10 protein-coding genes and 1 pseudogene are annotated in these 17,034 nt (G+C 74.4%); 4 read left to right on the forward strand and 7 right to left on the reverse strand.

The window, feature by feature from the left end:
- Positions 1-52: 52 nt before the first annotated feature.
- Positions 53-1,006, reverse strand: coding sequence for a Nif3-like dinuclear metal center hexameric protein (locus FHX71_RS15560; RefSeq protein ID WP_376770132.1), 954 nt, complete (start codon positions 1,004-1,006; stop codon positions 53-55).
- Between the two features lie 78 nt (positions 1,007-1,084).
- On the opposite strand from FHX71_RS15560, the pseudogene FHX71_RS15565 reads away from it, so the two are divergent.
- Together FHX71_RS15565 and mtnN are read left to right on the forward strand one after the other, a co-directional pair.
- Positions 1,085-1,534, forward strand: a pseudogene (locus tag FHX71_RS15565) (S-ribosylhomocysteine lyase); the annotation flags it as partial.
- A 173-nt stretch (positions 1,535-1,707) separates the two neighbouring features.
- Entirely contained in the window at positions 1,708-2,493 is a 786-nt protein-coding gene (mtnN, locus tag FHX71_RS15570; protein ID WP_312877060.1) for a 5'-methylthioadenosine/S-adenosylhomocysteine nucleosidase, read from the forward strand.
- A gap of 145 nt (positions 2,494-2,638) precedes the next feature.
- Here the strand turns inward: mtnN and FHX71_RS15575 are convergent, their stop codons facing one another.
- Positions 2,639-3,544, reverse strand: coding sequence for a LysR substrate-binding domain-containing protein (locus FHX71_RS15575; protein WP_182617861.1), 906 nt, complete (start codon positions 3,542-3,544; stop codon positions 2,639-2,641).
- Positions 3,545-3,626: 82 nt separating this feature from the next.
- Here FHX71_RS15575 and FHX71_RS15580 point away from each other — a divergent pair, with 82 nt between their 5' ends.
- A complete protein-coding gene (locus FHX71_RS15580; protein ID WP_220489697.1) occupies positions 3,627-4,934 on the forward strand; it encodes an aspartate aminotransferase family protein in 1,308 nt (435 codons plus the stop codon).
- An 88-nt stretch (positions 4,935-5,022) separates the two neighbouring features.
- Here FHX71_RS15580 and FHX71_RS29330 read toward each other — a convergent pair whose 3' ends face one another.
- A complete protein-coding gene (locus FHX71_RS29330; protein ID WP_246402587.1) occupies positions 5,023-7,137 on the reverse strand; it encodes a bifunctional 3'-5' exonuclease/DNA polymerase in 2,115 nt (704 codons plus the stop codon).
- A gap of 400 nt (positions 7,138-7,537) precedes the next feature.
- Here FHX71_RS29330 and FHX71_RS15595 point away from each other — a divergent pair, with 400 nt between their 5' ends.
- Positions 7,538-8,992 carry an HNH endonuclease signature motif containing protein gene (locus tag FHX71_RS15595; RefSeq protein WP_182617863.1) on the forward strand — a complete coding sequence of 485 codons (1,455 nt, stop codon included), beginning with the start codon at positions 7,538-7,540 and terminating at the stop codon, positions 8,990-8,992.
- Between the two features lie 119 nt (positions 8,993-9,111).
- On the opposite strand, the gene FHX71_RS15600 is transcribed toward FHX71_RS15595, so the two are convergent.
- Genes FHX71_RS15600 through FHX71_RS15615 form a run of 4 tightly spaced genes read right to left on the reverse strand, consistent with a single transcriptional unit; the run spans position 9,112 to position 16,911 of the window.
- A complete protein-coding gene (locus FHX71_RS15600; protein ID WP_182617865.1) occupies positions 9,112-11,202 on the reverse strand; it encodes a hypothetical protein in 2,091 nt (696 codons plus the stop codon).
- Positions 11,199-12,434 (reverse strand): VWA domain-containing protein, encoded by a 1,236-nt coding sequence (locus FHX71_RS15605; protein WP_246402588.1) that lies wholly within the window; start codon positions 12,432-12,434, stop codon positions 11,199-11,201. Before FHX71_RS15605 ends, FHX71_RS15600 begins: the two co-directional genes overlap by 4 nt.
- Positions 12,431-15,742 (reverse strand): DUF5682 family protein, encoded by a 3,312-nt coding sequence (locus FHX71_RS15610; RefSeq protein ID WP_182617867.1) that lies wholly within the window; start codon positions 15,740-15,742, stop codon positions 12,431-12,433. Before FHX71_RS15610 ends, FHX71_RS15605 begins: the two co-directional genes overlap by 4 nt.
- Positions 15,739-16,911 carry an ATP-binding protein gene (locus tag FHX71_RS15615; RefSeq protein ID WP_246402590.1) on the reverse strand — a complete coding sequence of 391 codons (1,173 nt, stop codon included), beginning with the start codon at positions 16,909-16,911 and terminating at the stop codon, positions 15,739-15,741. Before FHX71_RS15615 ends, FHX71_RS15610 begins: the two co-directional genes overlap by 4 nt.
- Positions 16,912-17,034 lie beyond the last annotated feature (123 nt).

The following is a 17,034-nucleotide window of genomic DNA, read 5'->3' on the forward strand; positions in this document are numbered from 1 at the left end:
CTGAGCGTCTGACACGTGCGGGGGTGGGGAGGCTTCGCGGGGCTGGGGAGGGTCAGCGGGACGGGACCTGGCCCGTCCAGGGGTCGGTGACGAGCTCGCTGACGCGGGCCTCGACCGCGAGGCCGTCGGCCGCGAGCGCCGCGGCGAGGTCCTCGACGGCATAGCGCAGCCACGGCCACTCGCTGGCGTAGTGGGCGGTGTCCACGAGGAACGGGGTGCCCGCCGGCCCGGGGGCGCCGGCCGCGCGGGACTCGAACTCGGCGCGTTCGCGCAGCTCGGAGGCGGGGTGGTGGCGCAGGTCGGAGGTGACGTAGACGTCGGCGGCGGCGGCGCGGACGGCGTCGAAGTAGCCGTCGCCGGACCCGCCGAGGACGGCGGCCGTGGTCACCGTGGCGTCCGGGTCGCCGGAGAAGCGGATGCCCTGGGCGGTGGCGGGCAGCGCGGCGGCGACCCGGCGGGCGAAGGCGGCGAGGGTGGTGGGCTCGGCGAGCCGGCCGACGCGGCCGATGCCGCGGGCCCCGGCGTCGTCGTCCGAAGCCGTGCCGCTCACCTCGAGCGGGTGCCGGTCGGTGATGCCGACCAGGTCCGCGAGGGCGTCGGCGACGCCGCGCGGGGCGGCGTCGGCGTTGGTGTGCGCGACGTGCAGGGCGCAGCCGCCCGTGAGCAGCCGGTGCACCACGGAACCCTTGAAGGTCGTGGCGGCCACGGAGCTGGTGCCGCGCAGGAACAGGGGGTGGTGGGTGACCAGCAGGTCGGCGCCCCAGTCCAGGGCCTGGTCGACGACGGCGGACACCGGGTCGACCGCGAAGAGGACCTTGCGCACCGGGGCGGCCGGATCGCCGGCCACGAGGCCGACGGCGTCCCACCCCTCCGCCGTCGACGGCGGGTAGAGGCCGTCCAGGGCGCCGACCACCTGGGCCAGCGTGGGCCGCTCGTCGGACGGGGCGGCTGGGCCTGGGTCGGCCGTGGCCGGGACGTCGGGCGCGGGGGTGTCGCTGCTGCTCACGCGAAGCAGCGTAGTACGCGGCCCGGAACGGCATAGGCTCTTGCCGTGACCGAGTCAGCTTCCTCCCCAGCGCCCCGTATGAACGTCGAGTCCTTCAACCTGGACCACCGCGCCGTGGCCGCGCCGTACGTGCGCCTCGCGGACCGCAAGGAGCTCCCGCACGGCGACGTCATCGTCAAGTACGACGTGCGGTTCACCCAGCCCAACGTCGCGCACCTCGAGATGCCCACGGTGCACTCCCTGGAGCACCTGTTCGCCGAGCACTCGCGCAACCACTCCGACGCCGTCCTGGACTTCTCCCCCATGGGCTGCCAGACCGGCTTCTACCTGATGCTGCAGGGCGAGCCCGCCTACGACGACGTGCTCGCCCTCATCGACGCGACCCTGCGCGACATCGTCGCGGCCAGCGAGGTACCCGCCGCGAACGAGGTGCAGTGCGGCTGGGGCGCGAACCACACGCTGATCGGCGCGCAGGAGGCGGCCTCCGCGTTCCTGTCGGCCCGCGGCGTGTGGTCGGAGGTCTACGCCACGGAGGCGCCGGGCGACGCCTCGGCCCGGGACGCCGCCGCCCGCGACGCGGCCGTCCGTGAGGCCGCAGCCCGAGACGCTGCCGTCGGCATCAACCGGCCTGGCGCGCCGCTGCCCGGCACCCCGATCGACGGTTCGCCGCTGACACCGGAGCAGACCGGCGGCGCGGACCGGTGAGCGCCGAGCACACTGGTGTTTCCGCCGTCGGTCCTGCTGATGGTCCTGCTGATGTTGCTCCCGTCGCCGTCGTCCTGGTCGCGATGGACGACGAGGCCGCGCCGTTCCTCTCCCTCGCGTCCGACGTCGGGGAGGCCGAGCGGGTCGGCCTCGCCGAGCAGCGCCTGATCACGCTGGGCGGCCGGACCGTCCTCCTGGTGCGCAGCGGCATCGGCTTCGTCAACACGACGTCCGCCGCCGCGGCCGCGATCCTCCGGTACGGCACGGGCGTGCCGCTGATCAGCGCGGGCAGCGCCGGTGGTCTCGGCAAGGACGTCGCCGTGGGCGACGTCGTGGTCGGCACCCGGCTCGTCAACGCGGACGCCGACGCGCGCGCCTTCGGCTACGTGCTCGGCCAGGTGCCGGGCATGCCGGAGGCGTACGACGCCGCCCCCGCGCTCGCCGACGCCGTCCGCGGCGGGGCAGGCACGGTGGCGGGGACAGGCACTGGCACTGGTGAGCAGCAGGTGCTGCGCGAGGGCGTCATCGGGTCCGGCGAGAAGTTCGTGACCACCGACCTGGCACACCAGCTCCGCTCCGACTTCCCCGACATGCTCGCCGTCGACATGGAGTCCGCCGCGCTGGCCCAGCTCTGCCACAACTTCGGCGTGGACTTCGTCTCCGTGCGGGCCGTGTCCGACCTGTGCGCGCCCGACGGCACCGAGTTCCGCACCCACGTGGACGACGCCGCGCACCGCTCGGCGTTGGTCGTCACCGCGGCGATCGGGCTGCTGGGCGGCTGATCCGGGTTCCGGCGGGCGGCGCGACGGCGTCGAGCTGCGGCGTCGAGCTGCCAGGGCACTGTGCCGCTGAGCGGCGTCGGGCCGCGCCGTCGGGCCGGGCGTCGTCGGGCCGCGTCGTCGGGCCGGGCGTCGTCGGGCCCCTGCCCTACGCGGCGTCGGTCTCGCGCGCGCCCGCCCGGAGCCGCGCCACGGCGTGGCCGAGCAGCGCGGCCCGGCGGGGGTCGCGGCGGGCGTGCACGACGATGCGCCGCGCCACGGCCGGCCGGACCACGGGCCGGGCGACGAGGCCGTCGGGCAGCCGGGTGACGGCCAGCCGTGGGAGCACCGTCACCCCGATGCCCGCCGCCACCAGCCGGAGCGCCGCCCGGTGGTCGTCCAGCCGGGCGGCGAACCGCGGGATGAACCCCGCGGCGTTGCACGCCGACAGCACGATCTGCCCGATCGGGCTGTCGTAGATGTCGTAGTCGATCCAGGGCTCGCCGGCGAGGTCCCCGAGGCTGACCTCCGGCTCGGCGGCGAGCGGGTGGGCCTCCGGGAGCACGGCGACGAAGCCCTCGACGGTCAGCTCGTGCCGCGCGTACCCGTCGAGGTGCACCTCGGTGCCGCCGGCGGGCTCGGTCCGGACATCGAGGTCCGGCAGGCGTCGTCCGCGCCCGTCCACCGGCTCGTTCAGGCTGATCTCGACGGTGAGGTTGGGCTGCAGCGCGCGCACCGCCCGCACGACGGCGGGCATCCACTGCTCGGCGGCCGACGCGAAGCAGGCGACGGCGAGGTGCTGCCCCTGGCCGCCGCGCAGGTCGGCGACCACGCGTTCGAGGCGGCCGAAGTCGGCCAGGAGCGCCTGCGCCTGGTCGGCGAGGTGCCGCGCGTCGTCGGTGGCGACGATGCCGCGCCCCTGCTTCTCGAACAGGACGAGGCCGGTCTCGCGTGCGAGGGCGCTCATGTGCTGGCTGATCGTCGCGGGCGAGTAGCTGAGGTTCCGCGCCGCCTGGTTGATGGAGCCGGCCGCCAGGACCGCCCGCAGGATCTCGAGTCGTCGGGGGTTGAGCATGACGTGACTGTACGGGCGTCGCGAACGGTCGCGGGTTTTTGTTTGCTTGTCCTGATCCTTGCGGGCGGCCGAGGATGGCGGCATGACGTTCCGTGACATGACGTTCCAGGACGAGGCGGACCGCCTTCTGATCCGCTACGGACCCAGCTTCAGCCCGCGGCTCATCGAGCGCGCGGAGGGGGCGTACGTCTACGACAGCGAGGGCACGCCGATCCTCGACTTCACGTCGGGACAGATGAGCTCGATCCTCGGGCACGCGCACCCGGACATCGTCGCGACGGTGTCGTCCGCGGTCGCGTCGCTCGACCACCTGTTCAGCGGCATGCTCAGCGCCCCCGTGCTGGGGCTGGCCGACCGGCTGACGGCGACACTGCCCGACGGCCTGGACAAGGCGCTGCTGCTCAGCACGGGCGCGGAGTCGAACGAAGCGGCGATCAAGCTGGCCAAGCTCTTCACGGGCCGCTACGAGATCGTCTCGTTCGACCGCTCGTGGCACGGCATGACCCAGGGCGCGGCGTCGGCGACCTTCTCCGCGGGGCGCCGCGGCTACGGTCCGCCGACGCCGGGCAACCTCGCGCTGCCGACGCCGAACGCCTACCGCTCACCGTTCCGGAACGGCGACGGCTCCTACGACTGGGAGGCCGAGCTCGCGTACGGCTTCGCGCTGGTCGACCAGCAGTCCGCGGGCAGCCTCGCGGCATGCGTCGTCGAGCCGATCCTGTCGTCCGGCGGCATCATCGACCTGCCGCCGGGGTACCTGCGCCGGCTCAAGGAGATGTGCGAGGAGCGCGGGATGCTGCTCATCCTCGACGAGGCGCAGACCGGCCTGGGCCGCACCGGCACGATGTACGCGTTCGAGCGCGACGGCGTTACCCCGGACCTCCTGACCCTCTCCAAGACGCTCGGCGCCGGGCTGCCCGTGGCCGCCGTCGTCACCAGCGCCGAGATCGAGCAGGTCTGCCACGAGCGCGGCTTCCTCTTCTACACGACGCACGTCTCCGACCCGCTGGCGGCCGCCGTCGGGCTCACGGTCCTCGACGTCATCGAGCGCGAGGGCCTGGTCGAGCGGGCCGCGCGGCTGGGCGAGCAGCTCACCGGGCGGCTGCTCGCGCTGCGCGACACGTACGACGTCGTGGGCGACGTGCGCGGGCGGGGCCTGCTGCAGGGCGTGGAGCTCGTGCAGGACAAGGTGAGCAAGGCCCCCGCCGACGCGCTGGGCAACGCCGTCACCGCGGCCTGCCTGGACCGCGGCCTGCACATGAACATCGTGCAGCTCCCGGGGATGGGCGGCATCTTCCGGATCGCGCCGCCGCTGACGATCAGCGAGGACGACCTGCACGGCGGCGTGGACATCCTGGAGGCGTCGCTCAAGGAGGTGCTGGACCGGTAGGTGCTGGGCTGGACCGGGCTGGGCTGGACCGGGCTGGACCGGGCTGGGCTGGACCGGGCTGGGCTGGACCGGCAAGGCTGTCGCGGCCTCAGCCCTTCGCGTCCGCGTAGCTCTCGGTCACGGCGACGCTGAGCGGGAAGTCGACCGGGAAGTCGCCGAACAGGAGCCGCCCGGCCTCTTCGGCGGCGGCCCGCACCTCCTGCGCGACGACGTCGGCGAGCGCCGCCGGGGCGTGCACCACGATCTCGTCGTGCAGGAAGAACACCAGGTGCGGCCGGCGGTCGAACGGCGCCGGGGCGAGGCCCGGCACGGCGTCGTCGGCCGTGACCTGGCCCAGTGCCCAGAGCCGACGGCGGATGGACGCGATCCAGCACAGCGCCCACTCCGCCGCGGTGCCCTGGACCACGAAGTTCCGGGTGAACCGCCCCCAGGAGCGGGTCTGGCTGCGGGCGCGGGACTGGGCGTCGGCGCCGGCGTCCTCGTCGAACGCGGAACCTTGCACGGCGGCCCAGGAGTCCCCGGGCCGCGGCGAGCTGCGGCCGAGTCGGGTGGTGACTACCTCGCCCCGTTCCCCCGCCCGCGCCGCGCGTTCGACCAGTTCGATGGCCTGCGGGAACGCGCGCGCGAGCCGCGGCAGCACCTGGGCGCTGACGCCGGTGGTGCCGCCGTACATGGCGCCGAGCATGCCCACCTTCGCGTGCTCGCGAGAGTCGACGGCGCCGGTCGCGACGATGCCCGCGTACATGTCGGTGCTGGCGCCGTCCTTGGTGCGTCCGGCGGCAGCCATGCGCTCGTCCCGGGCCAGTGCGGCGAGCACGCGGGGTTCGAGCTGGGCGGCGTCGGCGACGACGAAGGTCCAGCCGGGGTCGGAGACCACCGCGCGCCGGACGTTGTGCGGGAGCTGGAGGGCGCCGCCGCCCGTGCTGGCCCAGCGTCCGGTGACCACGCCGCCCACGACGTACTCCATGCGGAACCGGCCGTCGGGAGCCCAGGTGTCGAGCCAGTTCCAGCCGTTGGCGGTGTAGAGGCGGTAGAGGCTCTTGTACTCCAGGAGCGGCGCGATCACGGGGTGGTCGAGCTTCTCCAGCTCCCACTTGCGCAGGCTGCGCGCGCCGACACCGGCGTACTCCATGGCGCGCAGCAGATCGGGGTGAGAGTCGGGGTTGAGCGTGGGCGGGGCGTCCAGCGCGGTCCGGATCTGCTGGGCCAGGGCCTCGAGCTTCGCCGGACGTGCGCCCGGCCGCGGACGCGGGCCGAGCGCCTCGGTGAGGATCTCGTCGTGGATGTCGCCGCGCCACGGGAGCCCGGCGTGGTGCATCTCGGCGGCGGCCAGCGCGCCCGCGGACTCGGCGGCGAGCAGGAGGCGGAGCCGGCCCGGGTCGGTGCTGTCCTTGATCGCGCGGAGCTGGGCGGCCAGCTCCGCGACGGGGTCGAGCGGGTCGGCGGGTCCGGCGGTGGTGCCGGCTGATGCGGTGTCGGGGGCATGTCGATCTTGGCCCCGTCCGTCTCGGCCCCGTCCGTCTCGGCCCCGTCCGTCTCGGCCCCGTCCGTCTGGGCCCTGTCCGTCTCCGCCTCGCCCGTCTCTGCCCTGTCCGTCTCCGCTCTGTCCGTCTCTGCCCTGTCCGTCCCGGCCGAATCCGCCTACGCCGTACCCGTCCCGGCCGGGCCCGTCGTCGCCCTGTCCGAATCCGCCCCGCGCCTCGCGTGCCGCGCCGCCTCGGGCCGCCGCATGGGTGCCTCCCGCGCCTGAACCCGCGTGTCCGCGTCGGCCAGCCTCCGGCCGAGCCGGAGGAGCTGTCATCTCGCCGAGGTCGAAGAGCGGCTCGGCACCGGGGTGCCGGTCGGGCCGGACCAGAGCGGCCGCCGTCGGGCCGCCCGGGGGCGGGACGGCGGGCAGCCGGTCCCAGGCCGTGGGCCCGGCCTCGGCGAGCGCCGTGCGCGCCGACAGGGCCGAGGCCCGCAGCACTGCGTGCGCGAGCCGGAGATCGTGCGCGCGGTCGAGCCGGACGCCCTCGGCGAGCAGCCCGGGATACCAGCTGTTGGTGTCGTCCCAGGTCCAGCGGACGTGGGCTGCCTCGTCGACCACCACCTCCTGGGCGAGGGCGGTCGCCTCGACGACCCGCGGTGCGCCCTCGGGCACGCCCGTGTCGGACACCGGCCGCAGGCCGATGCCGGAGCCGTCCTGCGAGACCACCGTGTGCATGGGTCCAGTCTGCCGTGCACCACTGACACTCGGCGGACGACCTCCACCGCCTACCGAGCTCCCCACGGCTCCTCGATGAGTTATCCACAGATCTCAAATCCGCCTAGAAGCACGCACGAATGTTCTATACCGTCGTTCGTGTCGCCGGCAGCAGGCCGGAACGACGGATCGAGGGGGTGGACCGATGGTGCTGGCACAACCGACCGCGACCACCGAAGGCGCACGCTCGCTCGAGGAGATCCTCACGGACCTCCAGACCGTGGCGAGGGAGCTGATCGGTGCAGCAGGCCCGACAGCTCTGGACGAAGCGGCCTTGGGCGGCGGTACCGGGATAGGCGTGCGCCTCACGGCGGCCTCACCGCTTCTGCGCGCCGTCTGCTCGCAGCTGGACATCCTCCGGATGACCTGGCTTCCTCGCATCGAGTCGGACGGGATGTGGGCTCTCGACGGCTCGCGCACGTTCCGGACGTGGCTCGCCCGCCGGGAGAAGGTGACCATGCGCACCGCGAGCCGGGACACGCTCACCGGTGAACGGCTGCTGGAGCACCTTCCGGCCACGCTCGCGGCTGCCCTGAGCGGACGGCTCGGGATGGACCAGGTGCGAGCCATGGTCGACGTCGGCCCGACGTCGGACGACCGGCGCAGGGCACTCGTCAGCCCGGTCGATCCGCCTGGGCCGGCACTGCCCGGCGTCGCGTCGACCGAAGGTCTCGACGTGCCAGGTGTGGACGGCGGCGACGACCCTGCGTCCGACGACGGAGACGCCGCAGGAGATCCTGCGGGAGGGCTGGCCGGAGACCGGGCGTGCGACCTGGCGGGCGACGGTACGGATGACGTTTCAGGCGCTGCGGTTCACGGCCCGACCGGGGAGGAGGTGCTTCTCGACCTGGCCGACCTGCACGGCCCCCTCGTGTTCCGGCGGTTCGTGGACCGGTTCGCCCGCGTCGCCGACCCGGAGTCCGACGAGCGGGGGTACAAGCAGGCCTCCGAGCGTGAGCACCTCGACGTGGCCAAGACCTTCGGGGGCTACCACGTCAGCGGATTCCTGACCGACGAGCACGGCGAGGCGCTGCAGACCGCGATGGACTCGGTGATGGGAGCTCCCACGCCGGGCGACGAGCGCACACCCGGACAGCGTCGTGCCCAGGCGCTTGCCGACCTCGCCCGCACGACGCTCGACAACGGCCTCACGGGAACCGGCGCGGCCGTCCGGCCGCACCTCACCGTGACCGTGTCGTGGACGGAGCTCGCACGCCTGACCGGTCGGTCCCACCCGGCCGGTGAGCACACCGGGCAAGAGCCGGCCGAGCACGAGCACACGGGGCACGAGCACCACAGGGACAAGCGCACCGGCCGCGGGCACGCCGGGGAGGAGCCGCCAGGCCTGACCGACGTCACCGCGGCACCCGCAAGATTCGGCATCTCCGCGTCACTGGTACCGACCGCCACCCTGCGGCGCCTGCTCTGCGACTCCGCAGTGACCCGGGTGGTGTTCGGCCCGGATGGCCAGGTGCTCGACGTCGGACGAGCGCAGCGCACCGTCACCGGGCAGATGCGCCGGGCGGTGATCGCCCGCGACAAGCATTGCGTCTACGTCGACTGCACCCAGCCGCCCGCACGCTGCGAGGTCCATCACGCCGAACGGCACTGGGCCGACGGCGGAGACACCAGCGTGCGGAACGCGGCACTGCTGTGCTGGCACCATCACGACCTCGTCGACAGGACCGGCATGACCATGCGGTGGACCGGGAACCCGGACGGCGCCCGACACTCGGGCTGGACCCTCGTCGACCGGCACGGCCGTGAGCTCGCTCCGGCGGGCACCCCACCCGGTGCGACCTGGCGGCGAACATGACCCGCGCGTGCGACCGACCCGCCAAGCGACCCACGAGGCAGCCGACCGGCGACCAATCGCCCTGCCGACCGAACGTGCAGGTCTACAGAGTGGTTGGTCGCCGGGCGGCACCCTCGCGGTCAGCTCGCGACGTCCGCCACGGCTCGGGCCCGGCCCACGACGAAGGCCGCGTGCAGTACCGCGGGCGGGGTCAGGTCGCCGGCCAGCAACTCTTGAGCCGTGCGCTCCAGCGTCGCCAGGCCGAGGTCCCGGGCCAGGACGCGCGCCTGCTCGACGTCGGACCGCTGCCGGGTGGTCAGCGCCGGCCGGCCCGTGGCCGCGGCGGCCAGCAGGACGTCGCCCAGCAGCAGCGTGACGCGACGCACCGGGGACGGCGGGGCGGCGGGCGGCCGCACGGTCTTGGCCGACGACGCCTGCGCCTTCAGCTTCTTCAGCCGACGTCGCCAGAAGTCCCAGTAGGTGGTCTCGAGCGACCACGGGGGCGTGATCGTGGGGCTGACCAGCCTGATCGCGCTCTTGTCCCGGACGAACAGGCCGACCGGCTCGTCCCGGTCCTCGCGCCGCTCGATCGTCACCGCCACCAGTTTGGACCGCACCGACAGCAGCGTCTGGACCGCCTGCTCGCCCGAGACCGGCAGGCGCAGCAGCCGCGTCTCGCCGTCCGACGTGACGACCGAGAGCGTCAGCTCCTGCCGCACCTCGTCGATGCCGACCTCGCCGACGTCGCGGACCAGCACCAGCCGGACGTTCGCCGGACGCCGTCCGAAGCCGACGACGTCGCGCGGCTGCACTCCGGCGCCGGTGCGCTCGGCGATCACGCGGAGCTCCTCGAGGTCGAACCCGTCGCCCTCCAGTCGCTGGAGCACCGGGGTGCCGCCGGCGCCGAGGCCGCCGTCGGGCTTGGTCCGCACCTTCGTCAGGGCGAACGCGCCCTCGCACAGCGTGCTCAGGGACCTGTTCCACAGGAGCGGACTGGTCCAGCTCCGCTGGAACCTCGGGTCGGTGCCCGACGGGCGGCCCGTCACGAGCTGCCGCACCTGGCCGGAGCCTGGCACGGAGGAGGCGCCCGCCTCGGTCTCGGCGTCCCAACCCAGGTACGCCAGACCGCGCGATCCGCTCTGCGACGTCCACCACCGGGCCCCGAGCGGGACCCAGCGCGGGACGTCGACCTCGTCGTCCGCGCCCTTGCCGGCCTTGCCGGACCCGGCACCACGGCCCGGACCAGAGCTGGCCGACCCTCCGACGACGGCCGGCGCAGATCGGTTGGCAGACCCAGGCTTGGCGGGGTCTGCCAACAGCCCTGCACTGTTGTCCGACCCCGGGCCGTTGGCAGATGCCGCCCTGTCGGCCGCTGCCTGGGTGGAGCCGCCCGGCATCGTCCCGTCGACAGTCGGGTCCGTCGCGCGCTCCAGCACCTCGCACATCGCCCAGACCTCGGCGAGCGTGTCGAGCAGGTCCGACTCCGTGACGGCGTCGTCGCGGCCTGCGAGGCCCGCGACGAGGCCCCCGGTGACCTTGACGAGGCTGTGGAACCGCACGTTGCCGACCTGGTCGGACGCGACCTGGTCGAACCCGGCGACCCGCACCCGGCCTGCCAGCGCGGTCAGCGACTCGGCGTCGTCGGCGCCGAGGTGGGACAGGCCGCCCGACATGAGCCGCCCGACGACGTCGCGCACCTCCGCGAGCACCTCCCGGCGCCGCTTCAGCACCGCCGGGGACGGGGGGCGTGCCGCCGTTGTTCCAGGCTCACCCGGAACACCGGACCCGGCCGCCCCGCCGGCTACCCCACCGCCCGCCCGAGGCACGGACTGCGCCACCACCGGAGCGGAGCCGGACCCCGCAGTGCCGGACGATGCAGCACCAGAAGCCGCCGCACCGGAGGCTCCAGGATCGGACGTCGCAGCGCCCGACGCCGCAGCACCGGCCGGCACGTCGGGTGCGACCCCCGTCGCCCAGAGACAGGCGGTGAGGACGTGCTGGCACACGCCCGCCGTCGGGCAGTCGCACGCCACGGCGGCCGGACCGCGGCCGTCAACACGCACCGTGACGCCGGAGACGTCGAGGACGGCGCCCTTGGCGTCGTGCGACACCTCGGTCACGGTGTCCTTGCGGGCGCGGCGGAGCAGGCCCGCGTTGCCGAGCGCCTTGAGCGCGTCGTCGTCCAGGCCGGCGTAGGGCGCGGCCCAGGCGTAGGTCGTGCGGTCGCTCATGAGAGCACCTCCCCCAGCCACTCGGCGAAACGTTCGGGCGTGAGCGCGGCGACCTCCATGCCGCACTCCGCGAGATGGCGGGCCGTGCCCTGGTCGTAGACGGGTTCGGCCGCCTCGTCCAGGGCCGCGAGCCCGAGCATGGTGACGCCCGACGACGCCATCCGCCGCACGGTCGTCAGCAGGTTGGACACCGATCCGCCCTCGTAGAAGTCGCTGACCAGCGCGACGACCGTCCGCGAGGGGTTGCGGACCTGCTGCTCGGCGTGCCGGACGGCCCGCGCGATGTCGGTGCCGCCGCCGAGCTGCGCGGTCATCAGCACCTCGACGGGGTCGGCGGCCAGGTGCGACATGTCCACGACGGAGGTGTCGAACAGGTAGAGCTGCACGTTGATGCCGGGCAGGCCCGACAGGATTCCCGCGCACACCGCGGAGTACAGCAGCGAGGGAGCCATCGATCCCGACTGGTCGACGAGCAGGATGACGTCCCAGGTCAGGGTGCGCTTCGACCGGGCGGAGAAGCGGACGTCCTGCACCGTCATGCGACCCTCGGCGTCGACGCGGCCAAGGTTGGCACGCAGGGTGCGCTTCCAGTCGAAGTTGCGCGCGACCCGGTGCATCGACCGGCGCGACCGGTCGATACGGCCGTTGACCGCGGTGGTGAACCGGGGCCGCAGGCGCCGCACGATGTCGTCGACGACACGCTTGATGATGCGCCGCAGACCGGAGGCGGCCTGCTCGTTGAGAGCGCCGCGCACCTGGAGCATCGCGACGGCGAGCTCGCGCGACGGTTCGAGGGTCTCGAGCGCGGTCTCGTCCTGCAGCAGCTCGGTGAGGCCGTACCGGCTCACGGCGTCGACCTGCATGCGCTCGAAGGTCTCGCGCGGGAACAGGCTGCCGGCCTCGTTGAGCCAGCCGAGCGCGGTCACGTCGACGCCGTGCGGCTGGGACCCGCCCAGCCCCGCGCCGCCACCGCTGCGACCGCCGCCCTCGCCCGAGCCGCCCGGGCCCCGGCCGACGCGGTGCCCGCGGGCCGTGTACTCCCGGTCGTACAGGTAGCGCAGGGACCGCTCCAGCCCCTGGTCCTGCTGCCCGACCTGGAGCTCGTCGGCCGCGTACCGGCCGAGCACGAGGCGCCAGCGCCGCGCGGCCTCGTCGTCCGAGACCTCGTCCGACACCGATGGCGACCGGCCGGCGACGTCGGGACCGGGCGCCGCCCGATCGATCGCGCTCATGCTTCTCCTCCTGCGGCTTCTCGCGCCGCTGTTCTTGCTGCTGATCCTGCTGTTCCTGCTGTTCCTGCTGCTGTTCCTGATCCCACCGCCACAGCTGCTGCCGGCGCGGCTCCCGCAACACCTCCGGTTCCCGCGGCCCAGTGGGCCAGGCCGTCGCGCTCCAGCACGGCGGTCAGCTCCCGGTCCAGGAGCAGGCCGGTCGTCAGGTCGTCCTCCGACAGCGCGACCCGTACGTCCACCTGGTCGACGCGCGCCCCGGTCCGCTCCGCCACGCGCTTGGCCAGCCGGTGCGTCTCCGTCGGGCGCAGCCAGGTGAAGGCGCGCCGCAGATCCGGCAGTACCGCCAGGAAGGCGTCGCCCTCGAGCGTGCGCAGCGCGTCGTCGACGGCGTCGAACATCTCCGGCGTGTGCAGGATCAGGTCCGGCGCCGCGCGCATCACACCCCCGAGGAAGCGCACAGCCGCTCCCGGGTCGGCTCCCGCGGACAGGGCGCCGCGCACCCGGGTGACCAGGACGTCGTCGGCCACCTCGCCGTCGGTGAAGCCCAGGGCGAGCAGCGCGCCGGAGACGGCGGGTGCGGTGTCCTCGTCGTCGCGCAGGCGCGCGAGCTCGCGCTCGACGGCGATGCGGTTGACGGAGCCGACGCCGTCGGAGCTCGCAGCACCAATGTTCGCCGCGCCCGCGTTCACCGCGTCGGAGTTCGCGCTGTCGGCGGCGGCCGCGTCCCGCAGCAGGGAGCGCAGGCCGATCAGGGTGCCGATCGCGGCGTCCTCGTCCTCGGCCCGGACCTTGCCCAGGTCGCTGACCAGGTACGCCGCGGTGGCGAGCGCCTGGCTGACCAGGTCGAGCAGCTCGCCCGCGTACTCCTCGGCGCCCAGCTCGATCCTCGCCTCCCACAGGCCGAGCAGCCGGCGCGCACCCGAGACGACGGAGTCCACGTTGCGGTCCGTGTCGAGGGTGACGCGGAGCAGCGAGACGATCCGGGGCAGGTGCGACCCCATCCCGATCACCAGCGCCTGCGCGACGAGCCGCGCGAGTGCGTCGACCGACGCCGACCCCGTCCCCGAGGCAGCTCCCGACCCCGCCCCTGCTCCTGACCCAGCCCCAGCACCAGGCCCGGCAGCTGGCGCCGAGCTGGGGCCCGAGCCCGCGAGACGCGCTTCCGCCTCGGTCAGCCTGGCGACGGCGACCGCCTCCAGCGTCGCGCCGAGGTGCACCATCTCCACGAGCCGCGCCTCGACCAGCGGCGTCCAGCAGTACTGCCACTCCTCCGTGATCAGCCCGAGCCCGCGGCCGGCCACGTGGTCCGGACCCGAGACGAGCTGCCCGAAGCCGGCGCCGACAAAGTCGAGCAGCGCCAGCACCTGCCGCTTGGCGCGGTGCGACGCCGTCCGGCGCGCGTCGAGGCGCGCCGTGCGCGGCACCGAGTCGTCGATGGTGAGCTTTACGGCCAGTACCCGCTCGCGCACGTCGCGCACGAGCGGCGGGGAGGCGCTGCCGGGCGGCACGTCGCCCAGCGCCCGGCCGCCGAACACCTCGGCGATCGCGAGCCCCAACGGCCGCTCCGGCTCGCCCGGCCCGCCGACTCCGCCGTCGTCCTGCACGTAGCACGAACGCATCGCGTCCAGCAGGTCGGTGCGACCGGCGAACGCGCGCTCGCGCAGGTCAGCGAGCCGGGTCGCGGACGCCGCGGCGGCGCCCACCTGCGGCAGGCTCACCGCGTGGCCGCGCTCGACGGCGCCTCGGGCGACGTCGACCAGGATCTCCGCGGCGAGGGCGCGCGCGCCGACCGGGCCGGGCGCCGCGAGCGACGCGTCCCCGGTGCCGGAGGCCGCCGTGCCGGATGACGCTGTGCCCGATGACGCTGTGCTGGATGACACCGTGCCCGATGACACCGTGCCCGATGATGCTGTGCCGGCCGCCGCCGTGGCCGATGACGCTGCTCCGCCCTTCGCCGTGCGACGCTTCGCCGCCCCGCGCTTCGCCACGTCACCCTTCAGTGCGACGCTCTTCGATGCGTCGGCCTTCGCTGCGTCAGCCGCGAGAGCCGTGCGAAGTGCTGGGAATGTCTCGGTGTCGCCCGCCAGCTCGCGCAGGTGCGCCGCGTGCAGGCGCTCGTAGTAGCCGGGCGACGGCATGCCCGCGCCATAGCCGCGCAGCCCGTCGAGGCGCTCGTGGTCGTAGCGCACCAGCCAGGCCTCGCGGTGCTGCACCGGGCCGAAGCCACCCTCGGGCTGCCGGTCGCGGACCGGCGCACCCTCCGGCGCGCCGGACAGCGCCTCCACCAGGGCCAGCGTGTGGAAGGCCCCGGTCACGACGAGCACCGGGCCGACGGCAGCACCGTCTGCGCCATCTGCGCTCTCGGCCCGGGCATCCACCCCTGCCTCAGCCGACAGTGCTGCTTCTACTACTGCCTCCCCGATGCGGGCCGACATCCGGGCCTCGCGGTCCAGGGACCCGTCGGCGGCGAGGACGCTCTCCTCGTAGTCGAGTCGGGCGAGCGCAGCCCAGGCGAAGACGTCGTCGAACACCGCGCGCCAGTCGGCCAGCTCGGCGCTGCGCCGCGACTCGAAGAGGTGGTCCCACACCTCGTCGTGATCGCGGCAGCCCAGCCGGCGCGCGAGCGTCGCGACCGCCTCGGAGTGCGCCAGGTACCGCTCGGACATGAGCGTCCGCGCGAAGGGGTCGGGCTGCTCGTCGAGGCCCGACGTCGCGCCCGGCTCACCCGGCCCCGACACCGCGCGCTCCGCGGCCGACCGTTCCCCGAAGGACCGGTCGATGAACCTCAGGTCCGCGCCGACGTCGCGGCCCGCGTGCAGGGCGACCCACTCCGGGGAGAAGGACGCGAGCGGGTAGAACCCCGCGCCCTCCCCGCGGTCGCCGTCGCCCTGCGCTCCGGGCTTCGCACCCGAGCCCGACCCGGAGCCAGACCCAGCACCCGAGCCCGAGTCACCGAGGCTCAGCACCGCGATCGGCGGGCGGGTCGCCTCGTGCAGCAGGTCCGGGATGAGCCGCGTGAACTCCTCCGGCCCCTCGATGAGGACGGCCGACGGCCGCAGCTCCTCGATCGCCGCGCGCACCGCGACGGCGCACGCCGGGCTGTGGTGCCGCACGGGCGCGAAGTAGATGCCGCGCTCGGCCCGCAGCCGCGCCACGGCGTCCGCGGCCGCGCGCAGGCGGTCGGGCGCGAGGTCCCAGACGGCGCCCGCGCGCCGGCCGACGGCGGAGTCCCGCACCGCGGCGCCTTCGCGCACATCAGCGTCGTCCCGCACCTCGGCGTCGGTCAGCGCCGCGGCCCCGCCGCTCACCGCCACAGCGGCTCTGCCGCGGTGAAGAACGCCTTCCAGCGGGCGTCGGTGCGGGCGCGCTCGCGCACCACGTTGTCGACGTAGTGCCGCAGGCGGCGCGCGTCCTCGTCCTCGCCCTTGAGCGCCACGCCGGCCACCTGCCGCGCGACCTCCGCGGCCGTGACCGTGCCGTCCCCGAGGTACCGGGCCTCCAGCGACGCCGCGACGGCGACGTTGACGGCCTCGGCCGTGGACATGACGGTCTCCGGACGCTTGACCGGCGCACCCTCGCGCGTGCTGCCCGTGCGCAGGTCCTGGAACACGGTGACCAGCACCTCCAGGACGTCGCGCGGCACCTCGGGCCGGTCGCCCTCCGGTCCGAGCTCGGCCGCGAGCTGGCGCTGCACCAGCTCGATCTCGAACGCGCGGTCCCGCACCGGGGCCACGGTCTCGAAGCTGAACCGGCGCTTGAGGGCCGCGGACATCTCGTGCACGCCGCGGTCCTTGAGGTTCGCCGTGGCGATCACGGTGAAGCCAGGCCGGGCGGCGACCCGCGCGTCGGGGCCGAGCTCGGGGACCATGAGCTGCTTCTCCGAGAGGATGGAGACGAGCGTGTCCTGGATCTCCGGGGCGCAGCGCGTGATCTCCTCGAAGCGCACGACGCGCCCCTCGCGCATGCCCGTGCAGATCGGCGACGGCACCAGCGACCGCTCGCTCGGGCCCTCCGACACCAGGAGCGCGTAGTTCCACGAGTAGCGGACGTGGTCCTCGGTGGTACCCGCGGTGCCCTGCACCGTCAGCGTCGAGCTGCCCGACACCGCCGCCGACAGCAGCTCCGACAGCATCGACTTGGCCGTACCGGGCTCGCCCACCAGCATCAGGCCCTGGCGCCCCATCAGGGAGACGACGGCGCGGTCGACCAGCGGGTCGTCGCCGTAGAACTTACGGGTCACGCCGAGCTCCTCGGAGCCCACGACGAACGCGCGCACCGCACGCGGGCTCAGCCGCCAGCCCGGAGGGCGCTCGTGCCCGCGCTCGGCGTCCCAGGCGTCGAGGGTCGCCAGCTCGGCGGCGTAGCGGATCTCGGCGGGCGGGCGGATCTCGGCGTTCGTGCCTGCCGCGGCGGTGGTACCTGAAGTGGTGTCCGGGGCAGTGGTGTCCGTGGTCATGACGTCCTTCGGTGCTCGCATATGTCTGGGGATATGTCTGGGGACGCGGCGGCCCAGGTCAGGGCCGCCGCGGTCGGCGTGCGATCAAGGTAGCGGGAGCCACCCACACGCCGGCCGAGGGGCCGGAGCCCCTCGGTGAGAGTG

The sequence above is a fragment of the Promicromonospora sukumoe genome, from assembly GCF_014137995.1.
Taxonomy (GTDB): domain Bacteria; phylum Actinomycetota; class Actinomycetes; order Actinomycetales; family Cellulomonadaceae; genus Promicromonospora; species Promicromonospora sukumoe.

Coding starts and splice junctions, on each gene's coding strand:
- FHX71_RS15575 (WP_182617861.1), bottom strand. CDS start 3,544: ATGCTCAACCCCCGACGACTCGAGATCCTGCGGGCGGTCCTGGCGGCC.
- FHX71_RS15580 (WP_220489697.1), top strand. CDS start 3,627: ATGACGTTCCGTGACATGACGTTCCAGGACGAGGCGGACCGCCTTCTG.
- FHX71_RS29330 (WP_246402587.1), bottom strand. CDS start 7,137: ATGCACACGGTGGTCTCGCAGGACGGCTCCGGCATCGGCCTGCGGCCG.
- FHX71_RS15595 (WP_182617863.1), top strand. CDS start 7,538: ATGACCTGGCTTCCTCGCATCGAGTCGGACGGGATGTGGGCTCTCGAC.
- FHX71_RS15600 (WP_182617865.1), bottom strand. CDS start 11,202: ATGAGCGACCGCACGACCTACGCCTGGGCCGCGCCCTACGCCGGCCTG.
- FHX71_RS15605 (WP_246402588.1), bottom strand. CDS start 12,434: ATGAGCGCGATCGATCGGGCGGCGCCCGGTCCCGACGTCGCCGGCCGG.
- FHX71_RS15615 (WP_246402590.1), bottom strand. CDS start 16,911: ATGCGAGCACCGAAGGACGTCATGACCACGGACACCACTGCCCCGGAC.